This is a genomic window from Microbacterium salsuginis (assembly GCF_012524205.1).
GTDB lineage: Bacteria > Actinomycetota > Actinomycetes > Actinomycetales > Microbacteriaceae > Microbacterium > Microbacterium salsuginis.
Map to the genome: position 1 here is coordinate 1,253,880 of NZ_JABACI010000001.1, position 22,960 is coordinate 1,276,839.

Genomic DNA, 22,960 nt, shown 5'->3' on the forward strand with positions numbered 1-22,960 from the left:
GCGCACCGACGCCCGGCGATGCACCCCGGTGGACCGGCACGACGGAGGCACACATGACCGCGATCGACGACGCGCTCGCCCGGCTGCGCGCGAGCGACCCGCTCTCGCGTGTGGGCGTCGCCGCCGGGCATCCGCTGCACGATGATCTCGAGCGCCAGGGCGTGGCGTTCGCAGCGATCGGCGGCGGCCTGGAGGAACGCTGGCATCGCGCCCTCGCAGAGCTGGCCGGCTGCGTGCACCCGATGCTCGGCGCCCCGGCGCTGCACGAGGGTGGCGTCTACCACGGCGCATGGCTCGAAAGCACCGCGAGCATCAGCGCCGAGCTGCTCGACCGGTTCGCGCCTTCGGTCACGCGCACGACCCATCTGCTCTTCGCCGAGCATCAGCGTGCCGATGGCCTGCTGCCGTACAAGGTGACCGACGCCGGCCCGGCGTACTCGCAGATCCAGACCGTCACGCCGCTCGCGCGCGGCGTATGGAACCACTACCTGCTCACCAGGGCCGGCGGCGAACCCGACCACGACTATCTCGCCCGCATGTACGAGGCGATGGCGCGCAACGACGCGTGGCTCGCCGAGCACCGCGACACCCGGCGCACCGGCGCCGTCGAGGCGTTCTGCACCTTCGACACCGGACACGATCTCTCTCCGCGGTTCTGGCACATTCCGGATCGCTGCTTCGAGGGCGATGCGGCCCGCTACGACGCCGAGGTGCCCCGCCTGCCGTTCATCGCCCCCGATCTGACGGCGAACGTCGCGGCGCAGCGCTCCTATCTCGCGCTCATCGCGGCCGAGCTCGGCGAGGGGCCTGAGCCGTGGCGCGCGAAGGCCGCCGCATCCCGCTCCGCCCTCTTCGCGCAGTGCTTCCACGAGTCCGACGGACTGTTCTACGACCGGCTTCCCGACGGGTCGCATCTTCGGCTGAACTCCGATGTGCTGCTGCGGGTGCTCGCGTGCGAGATCGGCGACGACGGGCTCTTCGCGCAGGCGCTCGAGCGCCACCTCATGAACACCCGCCGCTTCCTGTCGCAGGCCGGTTTCACCTCGATCGCGATGGACGATCCGCGCTTCGACGGCGATCACACGCGCAACTCGTGGGCGGGGCCGGTGAATTTCCTCACTCTCGTGCGCGCCGCGCACGCGTTCGAAGCGCACGGACGCGTCGCCGAGCTCGCGCTCGTGCACCGCAGCGTGCTCGGCGCCGTCGCCGGCCACGACCGCTTTCCGCAGTGCCTCGACCCGTGGTCGGGCGATGCCGGCTACACCGAGAAGTACTCACCGGCGATGCTCTGGCTCCTCGACGCCCTCGAGCGCGACTGCGGCATCCTCCCCCGTCCCGACGGGGAGATCTGGTTCAGCGGCCTCGCGCCGACGCGGCTCGAGCACGGGCAGTCGGCACTCGCCGTTGCGGCGGCGCGCGCGGTCCGCGGCACGCGCTATGAACTCGCGGCTGACGACACCAGCGTCCACGTGTACCGCGACGGCGAGCGGTGGCTGGAGTTTCCGCGAGGCTGGCGCGTGGTCGCCGACGCCACCGGCTCCCTCACGAGAGTGGTGGGGCTGTCGCCCGCCACGGTCACGGGCGAACTGCGGACGGATGCCGCGAGCCTGGCCCTCTCGCTCGGACCCAACGACGTGGCCGCCCTGGACTCGGGTCGCCTCTTCGAGCGCGTTTCGTCCGGATTCACTCCGCCGCAGTACTGAACCCGCCCCGACGACGCGGACCGCCGACGCGCAGCCTCATTCGCGCAGGTGCGCGCGCAGCACCCCCGAGAGCCCAGCTCGCTCGTCGCACGCGTCGTAACGGAAGGATGCGGCCAGCTCGCGCGCCCGCTCGGGGTCGATGCCGCCGAAGCGGTCGGCGAACTGCTCGGCCAGCGGCTCGGCCAGCAGGATGTGCCGCACCAGCACGGCGATGTGCGGCTGCCGGCCCCACGGATACGGCGAGTAGCCCGGGAACTCTCGGTCGAAGATCGCCTCGATGGGGTCGAGCACCTCGCGGATGCCGGCATCCGATCCGCCCCACGAATCCACGCCGAGACGCTGCTTCTTCTCGACGAGATCGCCGATGAGACCGAGGTAGGGGCTCTCGGGCGAAACCGTCATGAGCCCCTGCAACCCGATGTCCTTATACGTCCACAGCGCCCAGCTCGCGCCGTGCTCGCGGTAGATCTCGAGCTGATCCTGCAGCAGGCGCAGGCGCCAGGGATCCTGCGACCGATCGGCGGAGTACACCGGTCCGAACTCGCCGATCCAGATCGGCGTGCCGGTGCGCCGCATGTACTCCGTGCGACGCAGGAACGTCTGCTCCACGACGGCGCGATCGAAGTACTCTCCGCGCGTCACACCGGGGTACGCGGTCGCACTCGTGATGCCCGGCAGCGCGTAGTCGTGGGCGGTGTAGACGGTGTTCTCCATCGGCTCGGGCCGCCCGTCGAGGAACGAGAAGTCGGTCGAATACCGGTTGCCGTCGAGGAACAGCACGTGCTTCGGATCGATGGCGCGGATCGCGCGCTCGAGGCGCTCGTAGAAGAGGGGCAGCACGTCCCCGGTCGGATCACTCGGCTCGTTGATCGGGTTGTAGCCGGCGACCTCGGGCCGGTCCTTGAACCGGTCGGCGAGCGCCTCCCACAGATGCACGACCCGATCCTGGAAGTGCCGCTGGTTCCAGAAGTCCGCGACGTGGGTCGGGTTGTCGCTGTGCCAGTGCTGGTTCTGCCGGCCCGGGAGGGCATGCAGGTCGAGGATCGAGTAGATGCCGTGGCGGGCGAGCAGGCTCACGACCCGGTCCAGACGTGCGAAGCCCTCCTCCTTGAGCTGGAACGGCGCGGCGTCGTCTTCGAAATGCCGGTAGTTGAACGGGATGCGCACGCTGTTGAGTCCGAGCGAGGCCAGGTGCGCAGCATCCGCCTCGTCGAAGAAGTCCGTCATGAACGCCTCGAAGAACGCGTCGTACGCCTCGCGCCCCATGCGGCCCCGCATCAGGCGACGGATCGCCTCTTCGTTGCCGGGATAGCCGGTGATGAAGTTCTCCATGTTCATCCAGCCCCCGAGGCCGACGCCGGTCAGGCGGATCGGCCGGCCGGCCGCATCTGCCAGCGAGGTTCCGCGGACGGTGAGGAAGTTGAGATCGCTCATGGACCTCACGATACAAGAAATCGCTTTCTCCGATGACCGAGCATCGGTGCTCGTTCGTCGTCTGTATCGTCGTGATTACGGCTGAAAGCGGTTTCGCACCCATAGGATGGTGACGCGGATGTGGCGAACGGAATCGTCCGCAACGGGAAAGGGGCACGCGTGGTCAGACGCACCAGGGCGACGACGATCGCCGAGGTCGCGCAGCATGCCGGCGTCTCACCGGCCACCGTGTCGCGGGTCATGAACGACCGCTTCCTGGGCGAGCCCAAGATCGCCGAACGGGTGCGGGCATCCGCTCGCGAACTCGACTACTCGCCGAACCACCTGGCGCGCAGCTTCGCGCTCGGGCAGACGAACGCCATCGGCTTCCTCGTGCCCGACCTCGCCAACCCCTCTTTCCAGGCAGTGCTGTCGGGGCTGAGCAAGGCCGCCGGTGAGGAGGGCTACCGCGTGCTGGTCGCCGACTCCGCCGAGTCGGCCGATGATGAACCGCTTCTCGCAGCCGAGATCCGCCGACGATGCGACGCACTCGTGCTGTGCGCGCCGCGCATGGCCGAAGACGCGCTCGTGCGCGCCACCGAGACGCTCGGCCCTGTCGTGCTGATGAACCGCTCGAGCTCGTCGGTCACCGCCCCGACTCTGTCGGTCGATTCGCGCGGCGGCTTCGAGGCGCTCGCCCGACATCTGTACTCGCTCGGGCATCGCCGACTCGCGTACGTCGAGGGCCCCGCCGGAGTCGCCAACGAGAAGCGGCTGCGTGGCCTCGCCGACTTCCAGGAGTCGGTCAAGGGCGTCACGGTCGAGCGCGTGCCCGGCGGCGCCGGGAGCGAGCACGGTCTTGCCGCCGTGGGCGCGCTGCTGCGCACGCGCGCCACCGCCGCCCTCGCGTTCAACGACCTGGTCGCGGTCGGCCTCGTCCACGGGCTCGTCGAGCGGGGCGTCAGCGTGCCCGACGACATGTCGGTCACGGGATTCGACGACATCCCCTTCGCCCGCTTCATGTCGCCGTCGCTCACGACGGCGTCGGTGCCGCACGAGGTTCTCGGTGCGCTGGCGTGGGGACGGATGCGGTCGCTCATCGAGGGCTCGACCCCCGAGCACGACGTCGTCTTCCAGCCGCGGCTCGAGGTGCGCCGCTCGACGGCGGCACCGCGCGAGTGACGCCCGGGCCCGCTCAGGCGGGCGGGCTGTCGGGGTCCAGCGTCTTGAGGGTGTCCTCCTCGACCGGATTGTCGGCCTCGAGCTGATCCTCGGTCGTCTCGTCGCCGCCGGTCGGGTTGTCGGCCTCGACAGGCTGGTCTTCGGCTCGGCGCTCGTCCATGACCCCACCGTAGATCGATCGCGTCATCCGCGACAGATGCCCGGTCGCCCTGTCTCGCCGCGCGGCCATCCGAGAACCGGAGATGTGCGTTCTTTCCGGATGCTCTTGCCGCGGACGATCCGGGAATGGGCGGATTGTCCGATTTCCGGATCGGCAGTCAGGCCTCGCGCGTGATCGTGACCTTCACGTGGAGGCTGCTCTTGAACGGGCCGGCGTATACCCCGCGCAGCGGCGGCACATCGCTGTAGTCGCGGCCGCGGCCGACCAGGACGTGCCGGTCGCCGATCTCGATGTTGTTCGTCGGATCGAAGCCCTGCCACTCCCCCGCGAACCATTCGACCCACGCGTGCGACTCGCCGGTCACCGCGACGCCGACCTCTGCCGACGGACGCGGGTGGAGGTATCCCGAGACGTAACGGGCCGGGATGCCGACCTCCCGCAGGGCGCCGAGAGTGATGTGGGCGATGTCCTGACATACGCCCTTGCGTGCCTCCCATGCCTCGCTCGCTGTGGAGTGCACGCCGGTGATGCCGTGCATGTACTCGACGGCGTCGCCGACGGCCACCGCGATCGCGTGGGCGGCCGGGCCGGGCCGGTCGTGCTGCGAGGCGATCGCACGCGCGAGTTCTGCGACCTCGGGATGCGGGCGGGTGCGGCCGGTCTGCGTCAGCTGCTCGACGGTCTCGATCGAGCGGCTCGCCTCGCGGGCCAGGGCGTCCCACGACAGGTCGATGTGCTCAAGGGGCCGCGGCCTCACCTCGACCAGGGACCGCGCCGTGATCGTGAGCGCGGAGTGGGGCGAGAGCACGTCGAAGGCGGAGACACGTGTGCCGAAGTAGTCGACGTACTGGTTCACCGACGTCGACGGCTCGATGTCGAGTGAGGCGTTGAGCACGAACTGGCTGTCGGTCGAGACCGGGAGCATCCGCGCCTCGTTGTACGACGCGGTCGCGTCGCCCTGGTACGAGAACCCCGTCTGATGCTCGATGCGGAGGCGTTTCATGAGATCTCTCCGATCCAGCTGGGCTCGGCCTGCGTCGGGAAGAAGCGGCCGCGGATCGCCTCCGATGCCTCGCGGGTGACGGTCTGCACGCGCTGCATGTGCTGGGGAAGCTCGTTCAGGATCTCGGAGATCGGCCGGTACTCGAGGTCGTTGCGGATCTGCCCGAGCGCGCGCAGCACGGTGTTGGAGTGCCCGACTCGGTCGGCGCGCGGATCGATCGCGCTCATGCACTCTTCGGCGCGCTGGATCGAGTAGATGATCGAGCGCGGGAACAGCCGGTCCAGCAGCAGGAACTCCGCCGCGTTGCGTGCGCTCGGCATGCCGCGGTACGTCCGCAGATACGCCTCGTACGCGCCGCAAGACCGCAGGATGGTCGTCCAGGAGGGGCCGGACACCTCGGTCAGGGATCGCGTCGCCAGCAGACGGGCTGTCATGTCGGCGCGCTCGATGCTGCGTCCGAGCGTGAAGAACTGCCACGCCTCGTCACGACTCGTCGACGAGTCCACGATGCCGACCGCGAGCGCCGCCCGCTCCCGCACCCATTGGAAGAACTCGTGCACGCGGTCGTTCTGCAGGCGCCGCGGCATCCGGGCGTTCGTGGTGTTGAGGGTCTCCCACAACTCGGTCGAGACGATCTCGCGTGCCCGGCGGGCATTCTCTCGCGCTGCGGTGAGGGCGTACGCGATGCTCGACGGGTTCATACGGTCCACCGCCAGTCGCGAAAGCACGTCTTCGCGACGCACCTGGTCGACGCCCTCGGGCGGCAGCGAGCCCATGACGCTCAGCAGCGACCGGCACGCGGTGTCCTCGTCGATCCACGGGTCTTCGAGCAGCAGCTGCAGGTGCACGTCGAGGATGCGGGCGGTGCCGTCGCTGCGCTCGATGTAGCGCCCGATCCAGAACAGCGACTCCGCGATCCGGCTCAGCATGAGGTGTCCTCGGCGGCTCGGGGCGAACGCTGTGCTTGCTGCTGCTGCTCGGCCTGCTCGACCGGCGTGCGCGGCCCGTCGTGGGGCGAGTGCGTCGGCTCGGACTGGGCGTCGTAGACGATCGGGATGGCGGCGGTCACGGTCGCGGCCTGGTCGGCGACCAGCCCCGACACGCCCTGACCCTGCCCGTATTCGACGTGTGCGGGTGCGGATCCGCCGATGACCCACGTGTCCTTCGAGCCGCCGCCCTGGCTGGAGTTGACCACCAGCTGCCCCTCGGGAAGTGCAACGCGGGTCAGCCCGCCGGGAAGCACCCACACGTCCTCGCCGTCGTTGACGGCGAACGGGCGCAGGTCGGCGTGCCGCGGTCGCATGCCGTCCTCGACGAGGGTCGGGATCGTCGACAGCATGACCACCGGCTGCGCGATCCAGCCGCGCGGATCCGCGAGCAGTCGCTGGCGGAGCCTCTCGAGTTCTGCGGGCGAGGCATCCGGCCCCACCACCAGCCCCTTGCCACCCGAGCCGTCCACAGGCTTGACCACGAGCTCGTCGAGGCGGTCGAGCACCTCTTCGAGCGCACCGGGGTCTTCGAGCCGCCACGTGTCGACGTTCTTGAGGATCGGCTCCTCGGCCAGGTAATAGCGGATCAGCTCGGGCACGTAGGTGTAAAGCAGCTTGTCGTCGGCCACGCCGTTGCCGACCGCGTTCGCGATGGTGACGTTGCCCAGACGGGCCGCCAGCATGAGGCCCGGCGCCCCGAGCATCGAATCGGCGCGGAACTGCAGCGGATCGAGAAACTCGTCATCGACCCGGCGGTAGATCACATCGACCCGCTTCGGGCCGCGGGTCGTGCGCATGAACACCTTGCCGCCGACGCACAGCAGGTCGCGGCCCTCGACGAGCTCGACGCCCATGAGGCGGGCCAGCAGCGTGTGCTCGAAGTAGGCGGAGTTGTACACGCCGGGCGTCAGCACCACGACGTTGGGGTCTTCGATGCCGGCCGGCGCCGAAGCACGCAGCGCGGCGAGCAGCTTGTTGGGGTAGTCGCCGACCGGCCGCACGCGCATCGATACGAACAGCTCGGGGAGGGTCTGCGCCATGACACGACGGTTCGAGATGACGTAGCTCACGCCCGACGGCACGCGCACGTTGTCTTCGAGCACGCGCATCTCGCCGTGCTCGTCGCGGATCAGGTCGATGCCCGAGACCTGGATGCGCACGCCGTTGGCGGACTGGATGCCGGCGGCCTGACGGTAGAAGTACTGCGAACTCGAGATCAACCGGGCCGGCAGCACCTCGTCGCGCACGCAGTGCTGGCGCCCATACGCGTCGTCGAGGAACGCCTCGAGTGCGCGCACCCGCTGCTTGACGCCCGCCTCGATGCGCGACCACTCGTCGTACGCGATCACGCGGGGCACGGCGTCCAGCGGGAAGGGTCGTTCCTCGCCGGCGAAGTCGAACGTGACGCCCTGGGCCAGGTACGAGCTGGCGAGCGAATCGGTGCGACCCCGAAGCTCCTCCTGCGTCATCTGCGCGAGGGCCTGGTAGAGCTCCCGATAGGCGGCACGCGATTCGGCCGCCGCGCCAGGATGGGCCGGCGCCCCGAACATCTCGTCGAACGCGGGGATCCCCGACGGGGTCTTGCGCGGCGCCAGCGTGGAGCCGTAGCCGTCGAACAGATCACCCATGCGACGAGCCTAATGCGGGGTGTGTTGCGGGGGGATTTCCGGCATCGATGGCCGGACGGACGCCGGGCGCATCACTCCTCACTCCGAGCGTCACCGTTTCGTCATCGGTAGCCGCCGCCACGGACGCCGCGCGCGCGTAGCCTCTACATGTGACCGCCTCAGCGCGACGACGAGCTCCTGCCGAGCGCTCGTCACGGGCCTCGTCCGGCATCGCGGCACCCCTGACGTGGGTCGCGGGGGTGGCTGCTGTCGTGCTCGGGGCGGGGATCGGTGAGCTGGCGGCCGGACTTCTGGCTCCGGCATCCAGTCCTGTCGCTGCCATCGGCTCGGCCCTGATCGACATCGCACCGACGTGGGCGAAGGATGCCGCGATCGCGCTGTTCGGCACCGCCGACAAGATCGCGCTCGTAGTGGGCATCGCCATCGTCATGCTGGGCGTGGCGGCACTGGCAGGGTGGCTGCAGGCGCGGACGCCCCCGTGGGGCGTCATCGTCGCCGCCGGCCTCGGCGTCGGCGGGGCGGTCATCGCGGCCACGCGACCCGCCGCCGGCCCGCTCGCGTGGGCCCCGGCCGCCGTGGCGGGCGCCGTCGCCGCGACGACGCTGTGGCTGCTCACCCGATCGCTGCAACGCACCGCGACCACGACCTCCGCCACCGTCACGCCCGCCGCCGTCAAGACCACCGGCGTCACCTCGGACGCCGCCGACACGGGCCCCGCCTCGGAACCGGATCCGCGGAAGCGGACGGATGCCACGACACCCCGCTCCGCCGAGGCCACAGGCGGCGCGTCCGAACCCGGGGCCGCGGCAGCGGATCCGAGATCGCGGCCGAGCCGTCGCGCGTTCTTCGCATGGGCGGGAGCCGCCGCCGTGGCCGGTATCCTCGCGGCGGCGGTCGGCGGCATCCGGAGCACAGCATCGGCCGGCGTGGCCGCGGCGCGGCGAGCGCTGCGGCTGCCGGCCGCGGCCACCGAGGCATCCCCCGTCCCGCCGACGGCAGAGCTCGGGATTCCCGGGCTGGCGCGTGTGGTGACCCCGAACGACCGGTTCTACCGGATCGACACCGCGCTGATCGTGCCCGAAGTCGATCCGGCGGACTGGCGGCTGCGCGTGCACGGCATGGTCGCCGAAGAGTTCGAGCTCACGTGGGACGAGCTGCTCGCGCTTCCGCTGCAGGAGAGCTGGACGACCCTCGCGTGCGTGTCGAACGAGGTCGGCGGCACGCTCATCGGCAACGCGCTGTGGCTCGGCTACCCGGTGCGCGAGCTCCTCTCGCGGGCGCGGCCCGACGCGGACGCCGACATGGTGCTGTCGCGGTCGATCGACGGGTTCACAGCATCCACTCCTCTCGAGGCCCTCACCGACGCCCGTGACGCTGTCCTCGCGGTCGGGATGAACGGCGAACCGCTGCCGCTGGAGCATGGCTTCCCGGCGCGCCTGGTCGTTCCGGGCCTCTACGGGTACGTGTCGGCGACGAAATGGGTGGTCGAGCTCGAGGTCACCCGCTTCGACCGCGCCCGGGCGTACTGGACCGATCGCGGATGGTCCGAGCGTGGGCCCATCAAGCTGCAGTCGCGCATCGACGTTCCCCGCAAGGCCCAGGGTCTGAGCGCCGGCGAGACGGTGATCGCGGGTGTGGCCTGGCACCAAGGGGTCGGCGTCGCCGGCGTCGAGGTGCAGGTGGACGACGGGCCGTGGCAGGAGGCGACACTGGCCACCGCCATCTCGGACGACACGTGGGTGCAATGGAGCATGCCGTGGACCGCCGAGGCGGGCGCGCACCTGATCCGCTGCCGGGCGACGAGCAGCGACGGCGAGCGTCAGGCGCCCACGCGGGCGGCACCCGCTCCGGACGGAGCGACCGGCTGGCACGAGAGGCATGTCGAAGTGTTCTGACATTGGTCCGACCAGGCAAAAGTCGGCCGTGTACGATGCGGGTGGGGTTGGGTTCCTGGGGAGGGCCTGCCCTCTGGCCTTCTGGGGAGGTACGATGCCTGATCCGCTCGAGACGCTCGTCGCGCGTCTGCTCGATCTTTCGACCATCGACGAAGACACCGGACGGCGGCGTCTGCCACCCGAGCGGGAGCTGGGGGATGCTCTCGGCATGAGCCGCGGCGCTCTGCGCGAGCAGCTCGCGGTGCTGGAGCGCCTCGGGTTCCTCCATCGCACGCAAGGGCGCGGCACGTACCTCGAGACACCGTCCTTCGGCTTCGTGCGGACGTACTTCGCGATCGCGCATTCGCTGGGATATCTCACCGACGCGCACGTCGCCGACTCCCGTGAGCTGATCGAGGCGGCGGTGGCCGAATCGGCCGCCCGTGTGGCCACCGACGCGCAGATCGCCGGGCTGCGCGAGTCCGTCGATCGCATGGTGACCGGCGAGGCCCGCGGGGATCTGGCCATGGTCCACGCCGCCGACGCGGACTTCCACCGCCGGCTGCTGCGGATCCTCGACAACCCGATCCTGGAACTGCTGCAGGAGGGTCTCCGGCGGTCCCTCCAGCAGGACATGCGCACGCGTCGCCTGTCGGTCTCGCCCGGAAGCACCGGGGAGGCGTTCGATCGCGCCCACGCCGACATCGTCGATGCGATTGCTGCGCACGATCCGGATGCCGCCCGCCTGGCGATGCGGCGTCACTTCGAAGTCGCGGGGGGTATGGCCTCGGCGTCGAGGTCTTCCTGAACGGCAGCACCACCCGGCCCCGGTGAACCCGTGGCCCGCTGGTGTGTCAGGCTGCGAGGACCACGCGCAGCTGCTCGACGGCCCAGTCGAGCTCGGTCGCCCGCACCACGAGCGGCGGTGCGATGCGGATCGTGTGCCCGTGCGTGTCCTTGACGAGCACGCCGCGCGCGATCAGCCGCTCCGCGATCTCGCGACCGGTGCCGGCGGCCGGGTCGATGTCGACGCCGGCCCACAGCCCGACCACGCGCACAGCGGTGACGCCGTGACCGACGAGCTCGCCGAGCTTGGCCTCGAGGTGCTCGCCCAGCAGCTTCGCGCGGTCCTGGAACTCGCCGCTCTGCAGCATCTCGACCACGCGCAGCCCGACGGCCGCTGCCAGCGGGTTGCCACCGAACGTCGAGCCGTGCTCGCCCGGCCGGATCACGCCGAGCACATCGCGGTCGGCGACGACGGCCGAGACGGGCAGGATGCCGCCGCCCAGCGCCTTGCCGAGCAGATACACGTCGGGCACCACGCCCTCGCGGTCGCACGCGAAGGTCTCGCCGACGCGGCCGAGCCCGGACTGGATCTCGTCCGCGATCATCAGAACGTTGTGAGCGGTGCAGATCTCGCGGACCGCGCGGAGGTACCCCTCGGGAGGCAGCACGACGCCCGCCTCGCCCTGGATGGGCTCGATGAGGACGGCGGCGGTCTCGGGCGTGATCGCCGCTTCGATCGCGGTGGCGTCGCCGAAGGGCACGCCGACGAAGCCCGGCGCGAACGGGCCGAAGTCACCACGCGCGTCGGGGTCGTCGCTGAATCCGACGATCGTCGTCGTGCGGCCGTGGAAGTTGCCGTGCGCGACCACGATGGCCGCGGCATCCGGAGTGATCCCCTTCACGCGATAGCCCCACGCCCGCGCGACCTTGATCGCGGTCTCGACAGCCTCGGCGCCGGTGTTCATCGGCAGCACGAGCTCCTTGCCGCACAGCGCGGCGAGCGCGGCGGCGAAGGGCCCCAGACGGTCGTTGTGGTACGCGCGGCTGGTGAGCGTCAGACGGTTCAGCTGCTCCTGCGCAGCGGCGAGGAGAGCCGGATGCCCGTGCCCGAAGTTGAGCGCCGAGTAGGCCGACAGCAGATCGAGGTACCGCTTGCCCTCGACGTCTGTCACCCACGCTCCCTCGCCGCGTGAGATCACGACGGGAAGCGGGTGGTAGTTGTGTGCGACGTGCTCTTCTTCGCCGGCGATGATGCGGATCATCGCGGTGTCGAGGGTGGCGTGCGAGGGGGTCATGATGCTCCTGTCAGCGCCGCAGCTCGAGGGTGCAGCACTTGATGCCGCCGCCGCCGAGCAGCAGCTCGGACAGGTCGACCAGCACGGGGTTGTAGCCGCGCTCACGCAGCTGGGCCTCGAAGCCCTTCGCGCGCGGCGAGATGATCACGTTGAGTCCGTCGCTGGCGGAGTTCAGGCCGAAGACGGCCCCGTCGGCGTCGGCCACGCGGATGGCGTCGGGGTAGCGCTCGGCGAGGATCGCCTGGCTGCGCTCGTCGAATGCACCCGGCAGGTAGGCGATGTTCGCGCGCTCCACGCCGCCCGGGCCCTCGACGGGGTCGAGCACGGAGATGGCGGTGTCGAGGTGGTAGAAGCGCGGGTCGACCAGGTTGAGGCTCACGACCTCTTTGCCGAAGACCTCGGCGAGCTCGCGGTGGCTGTCACCGGTGGAGCGGAACCCCGTGCCGGCAAGGATCGTGTCGCCGACGAGCAGGAAGTCCCCCTCCCCCTCGTTCACCTCGACCGGCTCGGCGACCTCGAACCCGTTCGCCCGGAACCAGTCCATGAACGCGGGGCCCTCGGGCACGCGCTCCTGGAACCGGAACTTGGCGCCGTACGCGACGTTGTCGATGACGAAGCCGCCGTTGGCGGTATAGACCATGTCGGGCAGACCCTCGATCGGGTCGATCAGGTGCACCTCGTGGCCCAGCTCGATGTACGTGTCGTACAGCTTCTGCCACTGCTGCACCGCGAGCGCGGTGTCGGTCGGGTTCGCCGGCTCCATCCACGGGTTGATCGTGTAGCTCACCGTGAAGTGCTCGGGACGGCACATGAGGTAGCGGCGGTGCTGCTGGATCCGGGCCGCTCCGGTGGCGGTGGTGGTCGAGGCGCCGGGCGCGGTGTCGTGGGTGGACATCTGTCTCCTTGCGAACGTGCGGCGGACGCTGTCCAGAGGCCCGGCGGAGCTGCGGAAGCCGGCGACTCGGGCACGCCGCACTCATTCTCTCACGATGCCTGTGCACCGCCTGGGAATGCGCGCACCGGATGCCTCGGCTCAGTCGGACGCGGTCACCACCACTTTGCCCACCGTGTGACCGGCGGCGACATGGGCGAGGGCGGCGCGTGCCTGATCGAACGGGAAGGTCCGCTCGATGACCGGCCGGACACGGCCCGCCACGACGTGCGCGGCGAGCTGCGCCAGCACGCCGGTATCGGTCGCCGCCACGAACGCGCGCAGCGGTCGCCGCGAGCCGATCGACATCAGCGCGGCGCGGAGGATCCGGCCCATCGGTCCGAGAATGCGACCGCCCTCGCCGGCGACCAGCACGACCGTGCCGCCATCCCGGACGAGGCTCCGAAGGGCGCGCAGCGGCGCTGTTCCTGCGATGTCGATGACGGCGTAGAACGAGCCGGGCGCAAGCTCGGGCGAGCCGGGCTGGACCTGCCGGTAGTCGAACGAGCGGGTGGCGCCGAGCCCCTCGACGAGCGGACGATTGCGCTCACCGCACAGCGCCCACACTTCCGCTCCACGCAAGGCGGCGAGCTGCACGGCGAAAGTGCCCACACCGCCCGAGGCGCCGATCACGAGCACACGCCGAGTGGACCCGCCGACGCCGGCCAGGTCGAGCGCCTGCCACGCCGTGCCGCCGGCGATCGGCAGCGTCGCCGCGAGCGCCGGGTCGAGGTCGGCCGGGCGCCGCGCGAGGCGCTTCGCCGGGGCGAGCGCGAGGCGAGCCAGCCCGCCGCCACCGGGGAGCTCCGTGAAGACCTCGTCGCCGACCGCGAAGTCCGTGACTCCGCCACCGACTGCGACGACGGTGGCCGCGACATCCATCCCCCGCACCGGCTGCTTCGGACGGCGCAGCCCGAATGCGGCGCGCACGAGCCGGGGCTCGCCTCGCATCACCCGTAGGTCGCCGTTGTTGAGGGCGGTCACGCGCGGGCGCAGCAGGACCTCGCCCCTGCCCGGGGTGGGCGCCCCCGCCTCTTCGAGCACGACGGCGTCGGGCTCGCCGTAGCGGTCCTGGCGCCACGCGGGCATCGTGCCGGTCTCGGTCTGGGCGTGTGCGGTCATGTCATTCCTCCGGGTACTGGAAGACGTCGTCGAGGCCGACCCCGAAGACACGGGAGATCTGGAAGGCGAGCTCGAGCGTGGGTGAGTACCTGCCCTGCTCGATCGCGATGAGGGTCTGGCGCGTGACGCCGATGCGCCCCGCGAGCTCGGCCTGCGTGAGCCCGGCGGACTCCCGCAGCGACCGGATGGAGTTGGTCACGCGCGTGGGCTTGACCATCAGACCAGCCCGCGGCGGTAGGCGATCACGCTGGCGATGCCGCCCACGGTGAAGGAGACGGCGAAGCCGAAGAACATCGTGTTGGCGATCCAGAACCAGTCCGCCTCGAAGGCGCACAGCACGAGGACACCGAGGCCGGCGATGGTCATGAACGCCTGGCCGACGCGCGTCGACATGTGCGAGATGTCGCGATCGCGCTGATCCGACTTGCCCACCTCGTCGGGATTCTTGAGGCCGGCGAGCATGCCCCACACGATGCTCAGGACGATGGCGCCGACGATGCTGCCGCCGATGGTCCACAGCATGATCGGCACCCAGTCGACGTCGGTGAGCGGACCGCCGCCCGCCTGCTGCAGCACGACGATCACATACGCCGTCATGGCGACGAACGTCGCGATCAGGCTCGACCACAGGTTGCGCTCTTCATAGACCATCGGCCTCATCCTTCGAGTAAAAGATTCTTGACACGGACGATAGCCCGCCGTAGCGTGCGGTGTCAAGAATTGTTTACACAAGGGAGTCGTCCGATGCACACCCTCACTCACACCGCCCGCTGGACGGGCGCGGCCTACCTCGCACTGGCGGCGTTCGGCATGGCGGGGTTCCTCCTCATCCGGCCGCAGCTGTACATTCCCGGCAACGCCGACGCGACGCTCGCCGCACTGCACTCACACGCCGCGCTCGCCCACCTCGCGCTCGTACTCGAAGTCGGGATCGTCGCGGCTCAGGCGCTGGCCGCGCTCGGGTTCTACGCGCTCTTCCGCCAGGACCGACCGGACGCCGCATTCGGCGTGGCAGCCTTCGGCATGGCGAACGCGGCGGCCATCCTCGGCAGCGTCGCGATGATGACGACCGCCGTCGGAATCGCCGAAGCGCCGGCACGAGCAGCGGATGCCGCGGCCACCGTCGCGATGCTGTTCCAGATCTCGCAGGGCTTCTGGACGGCGGGCGGGCTCTTCTTCGGTCTCTGGCTGATCCCGATGGGCGTCTACATCCTCTCCACATCCCGGATGCCCCGGGCGCTCGGATGGCTCCTGGTCGGCGGCGGCGCCGGGTACATCGCCGGCACCGCGATCGGTCTTGGCTGGGCGGGGGCGCCGAGCTGGCTCGTCGACGCGCTGCCGCTGCCCGCGACGGTCGGCGAGTTCTGGATGATCGCCTACCTCTTGATCCGGGGCATCCGCACCGGCACGGCCGGCGCGCCGGCGCGTGGAACGATGGTCGGATGACCTCCGACACCGCTGCGATGCTCCGCGCCGTCCCCTCGCTGGTCGGCTCGCCTCCACCGCTCGATCTCGCCCAGCTGCCATCCACGCCGGAAGAGCTCTTCCTGCAGTGGCTCTCGATGGCGCTGGACGCCGGCATAGCCGAGCCTCTCGCCATGACGGTCGCGACGGTGGACGCGAACGGGATGCCGGACGCCCGTCTGCTGATCCTCAAGGACGTCGGCCCGGAAGGCTGGGCCTTCGCCTCGGAGCGCTCGAGCGAGAAGGGACAGCAGCTCGCAGCTGCTCCCGCCGCGGCGCTGTCGTTCTGGTGGCAACCCCAGATGCGCGCCGTCCGCGTACGGGGCGCCGTCGTCGAAGCCGAGCCGGACGAGAGCGCCGCGGACCTTGCGCGCCGCCCCGCCGAGGTGCGCGCCACCCTGCCCGAGGGCGAGTGGGTGCTGTGGCGCGTCGTGCCCGACCACGTCGAGTTCTGGCAGGGCTCCCCCGACCGTCGCCACCTGCGGCTCACGTACGACCGCGTCGAGGGCGAGTGGACCATCACGCGACCTCAGTCGTGAAACGACGCACCGACGCTCCCGAATGGGAGCGCCGGTGCGCCGTCGCGTGATCTCCTACTCGGCGCCGTCCTGGAACAGGCGCGGGGCGAAGTCGATCAGGTTCTGCTGCCACACATCCCATCCGTGCGGTCCGACGGTCACGCCGTTGAACTCGTACTCGATGCCCAGCTGATCCAGCACCGGCAGGGAGTTCATCACCGATCCGTACGTGAAGTCGGTGATGTCGCCCGTGTAGAGCCGGTACAGCTCGGTTCCGGCGTTGATGGCCGCGGCATCGACACCAGCCGTGCCGCCGAAGCCTGCCGCGAAGGTGCCGATCCATGCGAACTCACCGGGGTGCGCCTTCAGCACCGAGACCGTGCGCGCGCCGCCGGCCGACAAGCCCGCCAGCGCCCGATCGAGGGGATCGCTGCTGATGTTGTAGCGCTCCTCCGTCACCGGGATCACGTTCTCCAGCAGCTCCCTCGGGTAGTTGCTGACGTTGCCGTTCGGCATCACGACGACCATCGGCTCGATCGCGCCGTCGATCGACAGGTTGTCGAGGATCTGACGCGCGCGCCCCACCTCGACCCAGTCCGTCCAGCTCTGCCCGCCGCCGTGGTTGAGCACGAACACCGGGTAGGGCTCGGCCCGCTCAGGGTCGTACCCCGGCGGGGTCCACACGTAGGCGCTGCGCTCCTGGCCTGCGACCGTGCTCTGGTACGTCATGACCTCGAGGTCGCCGCCCTGGCCTTCGGGGACGTCGGCGAGCAGGCGTGAGCCCTCACCCGGAACGAGGAACGTGCTCCACGCGGGCTCGGACGTCACCTTGGTGGGGTTGGACGTGTCCTTCACCGACTGGCGGTCGACGATGAGCCGGTAGTGGTAGAACTTCTCCTCGAGCGGCCCCACGGTCGCGCGCCAGCGGTCACCGACCTTGTTCATCTCCACCCGCAGCCAGCTTCCGCCCGGCGCCCAGTTCGCCCACACCGAGACGTACTCGGCGTCCGCGAAGTCGGTCGTGGTCTCGAACGTGACGAATCCGTCCTCGCTGAGCCACGGGGTGGGCGTGGTGCCCGGCGCCGGCGGCTCGAACCGCTCGGTGAGAGCCGTGTGCCCCTCGCTCATCGCGGGGTCCGACGGCGCGTCCGTGAACAGTCGCGGAGCGAAGTCGATGAGGTTCTCCTGCCACGCGTTCCAGTTGTGGCCGGCATCCGGATTGACTCCGTCGAACTGGTACTCGAGTCCGGCGGCGTCGAACTTCTGCAGCGAGTCGAAGACGCGGTTGTACGCCGAATCCGTCTTGTTGCCGACATAGATGCGGACCAGGTCGGTGCGGTCGTTGATCCGGGCCACCGTGGTGGCGTCCAGCTCGCCGATCTGCCCGAACATGCTTCCGGAGCCGAAGATCCCGACGGACTCGAACTCGCCCGGGTGATCGCGAAGCACTGCGAACGACTGGCCGCCGCCCATCGACAGGCCCGCGAGCGCGCGGTGGTTCTTCGACGGTGACACGTTGTACGTGCTCTCGACTGCGGGAACGATGTTCTCGAGCAGCTCCGCGGTGAAGTCCGGCACGTTGCCGTTGCCCATCACGACGAGCATGTCCTGGATCTGCCCCGACAGCCACAGGTTGTCGAGGATCTGCTCGGCGCGGCCCACGTCGACCCAGTCGCGGTGGCCCTGGCCGCCGCCGTGCTGGAGGTACAGGACCGGCAGCTTCTTACCCCGGTCGGCGTGCGTCGGGGGCACCCACACGAGCGCCTCACGCTGCTCGCCGGCGACGGTGCTGTCGTAGGTGAGCGTCTCGATGCTGCCCGCTGCCTCCGGGGCGTCCGCCAGAAGTGCGGCCGATTCGCCCGGGATGAAGAAGGTGCTCCACTCCGGCTCCGAGCCGACGCTCGTCGGGTTGCTCGTGTCCTTCAGGACTTTGCTGTCGTCGCCCGTGACCTGGTAGTAGTACAGGCCGGGCTCGAACGGCCCGTACGTCGCCGTCCAGTTCGCCCCGCTGCGCTGCAGGCCGATCTGGGCCCAGTTGTGGGACGGGCCGAAGTTGCCCTCGACGACCACCTGCGACACCGGGCCGACTGCGGACTCGACCGCGGCGTTCGGCACGGCGATGCGGAGGTATCCGTCCTCCTGAACCGCGATCCACGGGTCGGCCGCCGCGGCGGGCGCCGCCGCGGTGAGCCCCGCCAGAGCCAGGAGCGCGGCCGTCAGCAGCGCGACCGGTCCTCGCGTTCTCCCGAACCGGCGCGTGCGCCGCATCTCGGATGTCATAACCATCGATTCCTCGTCTCATCTGAGTGAACCGGCTCGACGAGCGATTGCACGCCCGCATGCCGGAGAGGTGGAAGACGATTCACGACGTTGCGCACCACAACTCATTTACAACGTCGTAAATTGCCGTACGCCGACACTCTGGCAAGGTCTGGGCGAACGGTCAAGACCAAATCTGCAACGTTGTGAATCCGCGCCGTCCGGACTCGGCCGTCCGGATGTCGAGTGATTTACAACGTCGTAAAGATTCTCTTTACAACGTCGTAAACCGTGGCTAGCCTGGCGACGTCGGAGCCCGCGTCGAGGCACACGACGGCTATTCAAGGAGGAACAGCAATGAGCGTTTTCCCACGGACGAATCACACGGGGGAGGCCCCGGGGGCGGTCGTCGCCCGTCGGCGCCATCGGCTCGTGAAGCCCTTCACGGCTCTCGGGCTGGCTACGGTCATGGTGCTCGGCACCGTCCCGTTGGCCGCCCAGGCCGCGGACCCGACACCGGGGCCGACCGTCTACGCGGACCCGAACTCGCCGACGGGCTACACCGGGCACTTCGTGTACCACAACCCCGACGCGACGAGCGTGCGGTTCGTCGCCGACATCGTGCTGCGCAACTGGGCGGACCTGGCGGACCCGACGGTCTACCAGCCGTCGCAGTATCAGCCCGGCCTCATGCGCGGCGGCGGCGGATACGACGTCCAGATGACCAACGTCGGGAACGGCTACTGGGAGGTCGACGTGCCGCTCGCGGCCGGCGCGAACCAGTACTGGTTCTACGTCGACAACAACACGAACCACTGGGTCGCCGACCCGGCGAACTCGCCGATCTTCGCGCCGGACGGGATCACCGGCACGGCACGGCGTGCGTTCAACAAGGTGTTCGTGCCGTACGACGCCGAGAAGCAGAACTTCGAGCCCCTCGCCGCGCGCCAGATCGAGCTTCCCCGTGAGGACTCCGCGAAGGGCGCGTGGAGCTACGTCGAGGTCCCGGGTCTGCCCCCGCTGGGCGGCACCATCCCGCGCACCATCGGGGTGTACCTCCCGCCGGACTACGACCCCGACCGCGCTGAGCCGTACAAGACGATCTACATGCAGCACGGCGGCGGCCAGGACCAGTCCGACTGGATGAACATGGGCAACGTCCCGGTCATCATGGACAACCTGCTCGACGACGGAACCACCGAGCCCGCGGTCGTCATCACCACGAACACGAATTCCCTCGGACCCGTCGGGAACCAGGCCGTCCTCGGCGACGCGTACCCCAACCTGCGCAACGTCGTGATCCCGTTCGTCGAGGCCAACTACAACGTCTCGGCCGACGCGATCGACCGGGCGTTCGCGGGCCTGTCGGCAGGTTCCGCCGTCACCCAGAACCTGATCCGAGACGATGCCGACCAGTTCGGGTACTACGGCCCCTGGAGCGGTGGCGCGAGCGTCCCCGCTTCGACGCCGGACCTGCTCTACCCGTACATCCACTTCGGCGGCGGCGCTTGGGACTTCGGTCTGCCCAACCCGAACTCGGTGGCGAACCTCGACAACGTCGGGTTCATCGAGAACACGACGGTCGCCGGTGCGCACGACTTCAACGCCTGGAACCAGCTGTTCTCGATCTGGGCGCGTGACTATCTCTGGCACCCCGAGGCGTTCATCCAGGACGAGATCGGGCAGCTGAAGGACAGCGTCGCGGCGACGAGCCTGAACGCGGGCAACAGGAACGCCCTCACGGTCAAGCTCGAGCAGGCGCTGAAGCTCGTCACCAACGGAGACAGCACCGGTGCCCTCGAGGTGCTGGATGGCTACGTCACGCAGGTGAGCGAGTTCCAGGCAGCCGGAAAGGTGACCGCGGAGCAGGCGACCGGGCTCACAACCCTGGCCGGCCAGATCACGTCCAACCTGAGCCACTGGCTGGAGTGACCTCCCGCTGAGGGGGGCTGCGAGGACGCGTTCCGACAGCCCTCTTCCGGTCGGCATGGAATGACGGATGCCTCGATCCGGCGCATGAGCCGGGTCGAGGCATCCGTCGCCTGTGTCCTAGACGCCGATCGCGGGTGGCGGGGCTGTCGAATCCCGCACGACGAGGCGGGTGGCAAGCTCCACACGGGTGACCTCCGGAGGCACGTCGTCCAGGAGCTGGAGCACGATGCGCGTGGCCTGTTCGGCCATCTCTCGCAGCGGCTGATGGATCGTCGTCAGCCGGGGGCTGGCCAGTCCGGCGACCGCGAGGTCGTCGAATCCCACGACCGACAGGTCGCGCGGCACGTCGAGCCCGATCGCCCGGGCGGCGTGCAGCACCCCGAGCGCCTGCACGTCGTTCCCCGCGAAGATCGCGGTCGGCGGATCGGGCAGCCGCAGCAGCTCGCGCGCGTGCCGCTCAGCCGCCTCGCGCTGGAAGTCGCCGTAGCGGATCCATCCCGCCTCGATCTCGATCCCGGCGGACGTCATCGCCGCGCGATACCCGTCCAGCCGCGCGAGCGCGCACATGACGTCCTCGGGGCCGGTGATGGCCGCGATGCGGCGATGGCCGAGCTCCAGCAGATGCCTCGTGGCGGTCAGGCCGCCCGACCAGTTGGCCGAACCGACAGAGGGGATGCCGGGCGCCGGATCGCCCGCGGGATCGATGATGACGAACGGGATGCCGCGGGCATCGAGCATCGCGCGCTGCTCAGGCGAGATGCCGGCGAAGAGCAGGATGATCCCGGTCGGCCCGCGGCGCACGACGGAGTCGAGCCACTCCGGACCAGGGGCCCGTCGATCACCCGTGACGGAGAGAGTGATCGCAAGTCCGACGTCGGCCGCGCTCTCGCGGACGCCTTCGATGATCGCCAGTGCCCAGTCGCCGTCGAGTTCATGCAGGACGACTTCGATGTACTCGCGTCGCTTCCTGCTCTTGCGTCGGCGATAGCCGCTGCTTCGGAGGCTGTCTTCGACCAGCGCGCGCGTCGCGGATGAGACGTCTGTCGCGCCGTTGAGCACCTTCGAGATCGTCGTCATCGACACCCCGGTCTGGGCTGCGATCTCTTTGAGGGTCACCCGCTGGTTGCGAGTCATGTCGCCCCCGAATCACTCGAGCGTGAGCACCGTCCACGAGACGGGCGGGAGGGTGATGCGAACGGTCCCCTCGCCGAGCTCGACCGATGTGTTCTGCCTCGGCCGCACACGGTCAGGATCCTCGAGCGTGTTCGCCGCATGGATGTCCTCGTCGAAGACCGAGGTGGCCTCCGCCCGCGAGACGCCGCCGAGGGCGAGGGTGTCGATCTCGAGCGTCACCTCCTCGGTCAGGCTCCGGTTGACCGCGAAGACCGTGGTGCCGCCGCCGTTCGCGTCGTGCGTCGCCACCGCGTCCACGAGCGGCACGGTGCCGTAGAGCTCCGTGTCGTAGGTGGGACTGTCGAGTTTCAGCTCGAGAGCGACATCCCGCGCGTGCGACGAGGTGAGCGAGAAGGGGAAGAAGGTGGTCTGACGCCACGCAGGTCCGCCCGGCTCCGTCATGATCGGTGCGATGACGTTGACCAGCTGAGCGAGGCTCGCCGCCGTCACGCGGTCGGCATGACGGATGAGCGAGATCATGAGGTTGCCGAAGACGACGGCATCCAGCACCGAATAGGAGTTCTCGAGCAGGCGCGGCGCGACCGGCCAGTTGTCGACATCCGTGATCCGCTCCACCTCCTGGTAGCGGGACTGGTACCAGACGTTCCACTCGTCGAACGAGATGTTGATGGACTTGTCGCTGCCCCGGATCGCCTTCACGTGATCGGCCGTCGCCACGACGGCCTCGATGAAGCGGTCCATGTTGACGGCGGAAGCCAGGAAGCTCCCGTAGTCCTCACCCTTGGGCTCGTAGTAGGCGTGGCACGAGATGTAGTCGACGTTGTCGTAGGTCTTCTCGAGCACGACGCGTTCCCACTCCCCGAACGTCGGCATCTGCGCGCTCGAGCTGCCGCAGACCACGAGCTCGAGGTCCGGGTCGACCTGCCGCATGGCGCTCGCCGTGGCCGCGGCGAGCTGTGCGTACTGCTCGGCCGTGCTGTGTCCGAGCTGCCACGGACCGTCCATCTCATTGCCCAGGCACCACATCCGGATGTTGTGAGGCTCGGGGTGCCCGTTGGCGACCCGCTGATCCGACAAGCGCGTCCCGGAGCGGTGGTTGGCGTACTCCAGCACGTCCAGCGCTTCGAGCACCCCCCGCGTGCCGAGGTTGACCGCGTACATCATCTCGCCGCCGACCTTCTCCAGCCACGTCGCGAACTCGTCGAGCCCGATCTCGTTGGTCTCGGTCGAGTGCCAGGCAAGGTCCAGCCGCCGGGGCCGTTCCTCGCGCGGCCCGATGCCGTCCTCCCACCGATAGCCCGAGACGAAGTTGCCGCCGGGATACCGGACGGTCGAGACGCCGAGCTCCTTGACCAGCTCCACCACGTCGGCACGGAAGCCGTGCTCGTCGGCGGTCGGGTGCGACGGTTCATGGATGCCGTCATACACGCAGCGGCCCAGGTGCTCGACGAACGAGCCGAACAGACGCCGATTGACGACTCCGACCTCGAAGTGCGGGTCGATGGTGAGGTGTGCGCGGATCATGCTTCTCTTCCAGGGCAGGCGGAACGGGAACGAGGGGGCGAGG

20 protein-coding genes are annotated in these 22,960 nt (G+C 69.6%); 7 read left to right on the forward strand and 13 right to left on the reverse strand.

All coding sequences use genetic code 11. The annotated features are described in order from the left end of the window. Positions 1 to 53 precede the first annotated feature (53 nt). Positions 54 to 1,703: an MGH1-like glycoside hydrolase domain-containing protein gene (locus tag HF576_RS05980; RefSeq protein WP_168911798.1), complete on the forward strand. Its 1,650-nt coding sequence runs from the start codon at positions 54 to 56 to the stop codon at positions 1,701 to 1,703. 36 nt (positions 1,704 to 1,739) lie between these two features. Here HF576_RS05980 and HF576_RS05985 read toward each other — a convergent pair whose 3' ends face one another. Then, complete coding sequence (locus tag HF576_RS05985; protein ID WP_168911799.1) at positions 1,740 to 3,137, reverse strand: glycoside hydrolase family 5 protein; 1,398 nt, start codon at positions 3,135 to 3,137, stop codon at positions 1,740 to 1,742. A 159-nt stretch (positions 3,138 to 3,296) separates the two neighbouring features. Between HF576_RS05985 and HF576_RS05990 the strand changes: the two genes are divergently transcribed. After that, a complete protein-coding gene (locus HF576_RS05990; protein ID WP_168911800.1) occupies positions 3,297 to 4,298 on the forward strand; it encodes a substrate-binding domain-containing protein in 1,002 nt (333 codons plus the stop codon). 13 nt (positions 4,299 to 4,311) lie between these two features. On the opposite strand, the gene HF576_RS05995 is transcribed toward HF576_RS05990, so the two are convergent. The 4 genes from HF576_RS05995 to HF576_RS06010 form a co-directional block, all read right to left on the reverse strand. Continuing rightward, the gene (locus HF576_RS05995; protein ID WP_168911801.1) at positions 4,312 to 4,458 is read right to left on the reverse strand and encodes a hypothetical protein; all 147 of its coding nucleotides are present in this window, start codon (positions 4,456 to 4,458) and stop codon (positions 4,312 to 4,314) included. A gap of 157 nt (positions 4,459 to 4,615) precedes the next feature. Beyond that, entirely contained in the window at positions 4,616 to 5,461 is an 846-nt protein-coding gene (locus HF576_RS06000; RefSeq protein WP_168911802.1) for a transglutaminase family protein, read from the reverse strand. After that, the gene (locus HF576_RS06005) at positions 5,458 to 6,390 is read right to left on the reverse strand and encodes an alpha-E domain-containing protein (protein ID WP_168911803.1); all 933 of its coding nucleotides are present in this window, start codon (positions 6,388 to 6,390) and stop codon (positions 5,458 to 5,460) included. Before HF576_RS06005 ends, HF576_RS06000 begins: the two co-directional genes overlap by 4 nt. After that, positions 6,384 to 8,078 (reverse strand): circularly permuted type 2 ATP-grasp protein, encoded by a 1,695-nt coding sequence (locus HF576_RS06010; RefSeq protein WP_168911804.1) that lies wholly within the window; start codon positions 8,076 to 8,078, stop codon positions 6,384 to 6,386. The genes HF576_RS06005 and HF576_RS06010 overlap by 7 nt, the downstream gene beginning before the upstream one ends. Positions 8,079 to 8,227: 149 nt before the next feature. On the opposite strand from HF576_RS06010, the gene HF576_RS06015 reads away from it, so the two are divergent. Together HF576_RS06015 and HF576_RS06020 are read left to right on the forward strand one after the other, a co-directional pair. Continuing rightward, positions 8,228 to 9,973: a molybdopterin-dependent oxidoreductase gene (locus HF576_RS06015; RefSeq protein ID WP_343234175.1), complete on the forward strand. Its 1,746-nt coding sequence runs from the start codon at positions 8,228 to 8,230 to the stop codon at positions 9,971 to 9,973. Between the two features lie 94 nt (positions 9,974 to 10,067). Beyond that, positions 10,068 to 10,760, forward strand: a complete 693-nt coding sequence (locus tag HF576_RS06020) for a FadR/GntR family transcriptional regulator (protein WP_168911805.1) — start codon at positions 10,068 to 10,070, stop codon at positions 10,758 to 10,760. A gap of 46 nt (positions 10,761 to 10,806) precedes the next feature. On the opposite strand, the gene rocD is transcribed toward HF576_RS06020, so the two are convergent. The 5 genes from rocD to HF576_RS06045 form a co-directional block, all read right to left on the reverse strand. Then, entirely contained in the window at positions 10,807 to 12,033 is a 1,227-nt protein-coding gene (gene rocD, locus HF576_RS06025; protein WP_277348805.1) for an ornithine--oxo-acid transaminase, read from the reverse strand. 10 nt (positions 12,034 to 12,043) lie between these two features. After that, positions 12,044 to 12,928 (reverse strand): dimethylargininase, encoded by an 885-nt coding sequence (gene ddaH, locus HF576_RS06030; RefSeq protein ID WP_205834739.1) that lies wholly within the window; start codon positions 12,926 to 12,928, stop codon positions 12,044 to 12,046. A 138-nt stretch (positions 12,929 to 13,066) separates the two neighbouring features. Beyond that, positions 13,067 to 14,086 (reverse strand): NAD(P)-dependent alcohol dehydrogenase, encoded by a 1,020-nt coding sequence (locus HF576_RS06035; RefSeq protein ID WP_168911806.1) that lies wholly within the window; start codon positions 14,084 to 14,086, stop codon positions 13,067 to 13,069. A 1-nt stretch (position 14,087) separates the two neighbouring features. Further along, the gene (locus tag HF576_RS06040; RefSeq protein ID WP_168911807.1) at positions 14,088 to 14,303 is read right to left on the reverse strand and encodes a helix-turn-helix transcriptional regulator; all 216 of its coding nucleotides are present in this window, start codon (positions 14,301 to 14,303) and stop codon (positions 14,088 to 14,090) included. Continuing rightward, positions 14,303 to 14,737, reverse strand: coding sequence for a hypothetical protein (locus HF576_RS06045; RefSeq protein ID WP_168911808.1), 435 nt, complete (start codon positions 14,735 to 14,737; stop codon positions 14,303 to 14,305). The genes HF576_RS06040 and HF576_RS06045 overlap by 1 nt, the downstream gene beginning before the upstream one ends. A gap of 93 nt (positions 14,738 to 14,830) precedes the next feature. Here HF576_RS06045 and HF576_RS06050 point away from each other — a divergent pair, with 93 nt between their 5' ends. Continuing rightward, positions 14,831 to 15,532, forward strand: coding sequence for a DUF4386 domain-containing protein (locus tag HF576_RS06050; protein ID WP_168911809.1), 702 nt, complete (start codon positions 14,831 to 14,833; stop codon positions 15,530 to 15,532). Next, the gene (locus HF576_RS06055) at positions 15,529 to 16,089 is read left to right on the forward strand and encodes a pyridoxine/pyridoxamine 5'-phosphate oxidase (RefSeq protein ID WP_168911810.1); all 561 of its coding nucleotides are present in this window, start codon (positions 15,529 to 15,531) and stop codon (positions 16,087 to 16,089) included. Before HF576_RS06050 ends, HF576_RS06055 begins: the two co-directional genes overlap by 4 nt. A gap of 54 nt (positions 16,090 to 16,143) precedes the next feature. On the opposite strand, the gene HF576_RS06060 is transcribed toward HF576_RS06055, so the two are convergent. Then, entirely contained in the window at positions 16,144 to 18,354 is a 2,211-nt protein-coding gene (locus HF576_RS06060) for an alpha/beta hydrolase-fold protein (protein WP_168911811.1), read from the reverse strand. 330 nt (positions 18,355 to 18,684) lie between these two features. On the opposite strand from HF576_RS06060, the gene HF576_RS06065 reads away from it, so the two are divergent. Continuing rightward, complete coding sequence (locus tag HF576_RS06065) at positions 18,685 to 20,259, forward strand: alpha/beta hydrolase-fold protein (RefSeq protein ID WP_205834741.1); 1,575 nt, start codon at positions 18,685 to 18,687, stop codon at positions 20,257 to 20,259. Positions 20,260 to 20,376: 117 nt separating this feature from the next. Here the strand turns inward: HF576_RS06065 and HF576_RS06070 are convergent, their stop codons facing one another. Both HF576_RS06070 and arfA read right to left on the reverse strand, forming a co-directional pair. Further along, a complete protein-coding gene (locus tag HF576_RS06070; protein ID WP_168911812.1) occupies positions 20,377 to 21,393 on the reverse strand; it encodes a LacI family DNA-binding transcriptional regulator in 1,017 nt (338 codons plus the stop codon). A gap of 12 nt (positions 21,394 to 21,405) precedes the next feature. Beyond that, entirely contained in the window at positions 21,406 to 22,917 is a 1,512-nt protein-coding gene (gene arfA / locus HF576_RS06075; protein ID WP_168911813.1) for an arabinosylfuranosidase ArfA, read from the reverse strand. Positions 22,918 to 22,960 lie beyond the last annotated feature (43 nt).

What these genes read in the sequence shown, in the direction of transcription:
- rocD (WP_277348805.1), bottom strand. Translation starts at nt 12,033, where the DNA reads ATGACCCCCTCGCACGCCACCCTCGACACCGCGATGATCCGCATCATC.
- HF576_RS06055 (WP_168911810.1), top strand. Translation starts at nt 15,529, where the DNA reads ATGACCTCCGACACCGCTGCGATGCTCCGCGCCGTCCCCTCGCTGGTC.
- HF576_RS06050 (WP_168911809.1), top strand. Translation starts at nt 14,831, where the DNA reads ATGCACACCCTCACTCACACCGCCCGCTGGACGGGCGCGGCCTACCTC.
- HF576_RS06070 (WP_168911812.1), bottom strand. Translation starts at nt 21,393, where the DNA reads ATGACTCGCAACCAGCGGGTGACCCTCAAAGAGATCGCAGCCCAGACC.
- ddaH (WP_205834739.1), bottom strand. Translation starts at nt 12,928, where the DNA reads ATGTCCACCCACGACACCGCGCCCGGCGCCTCGACCACCACCGCCACC.
- HF576_RS06045 (WP_168911808.1), bottom strand. Translation starts at nt 14,737, where the DNA reads ATGGTCTATGAAGAGCGCAACCTGTGGTCGAGCCTGATCGCGACGTTC.
- HF576_RS06010 (WP_168911804.1), bottom strand. Translation starts at nt 8,078, where the DNA reads ATGGGTGATCTGTTCGACGGCTACGGCTCCACGCTGGCGCCGCGCAAG.
- HF576_RS06065 (WP_205834741.1), top strand. Translation starts at nt 18,685, where the DNA reads ATGAGCGTTTTCCCACGGACGAATCACACGGGGGAGGCCCCGGGGGCG.
- HF576_RS05985 (WP_168911799.1), bottom strand. Translation starts at nt 3,137, where the DNA reads ATGAGCGATCTCAACTTCCTCACCGTCCGCGGAACCTCGCTGGCAGAT.
- arfA (WP_168911813.1), bottom strand. Translation starts at nt 22,917, where the DNA reads ATGATCCGCGCACACCTCACCATCGACCCGCACTTCGAGGTCGGAGTC.
- HF576_RS06060 (WP_168911811.1), bottom strand. Translation starts at nt 18,354, where the DNA reads ATGGTTATGACATCCGAGATGCGGCGCACGCGCCGGTTCGGGAGAACG.
- HF576_RS06000 (WP_168911802.1), bottom strand. Translation starts at nt 5,461, where the DNA reads ATGAAACGCCTCCGCATCGAGCATCAGACGGGGTTCTCGTACCAGGGC.
- HF576_RS06040 (WP_168911807.1), bottom strand. Translation starts at nt 14,303, where the DNA reads ATGGTCAAGCCCACGCGCGTGACCAACTCCATCCGGTCGCTGCGGGAG.
- HF576_RS06020 (WP_168911805.1), top strand. Translation starts at nt 10,068, where the DNA reads ATGCCTGATCCGCTCGAGACGCTCGTCGCGCGTCTGCTCGATCTTTCG.
- HF576_RS06035 (WP_168911806.1), bottom strand. Translation starts at nt 14,086, where the DNA reads ATGACCGCACACGCCCAGACCGAGACCGGCACGATGCCCGCGTGGCGC.
- HF576_RS05995 (WP_168911801.1), bottom strand. Translation starts at nt 4,458, where the DNA reads ATGGACGAGCGCCGAGCCGAAGACCAGCCTGTCGAGGCCGACAACCCG.
- HF576_RS05980 (WP_168911798.1), top strand. Translation starts at nt 54, where the DNA reads ATGACCGCGATCGACGACGCGCTCGCCCGGCTGCGCGCGAGCGACCCG.
- HF576_RS06005 (WP_168911803.1), bottom strand. Translation starts at nt 6,390, where the DNA reads ATGCTGAGCCGGATCGCGGAGTCGCTGTTCTGGATCGGGCGCTACATC.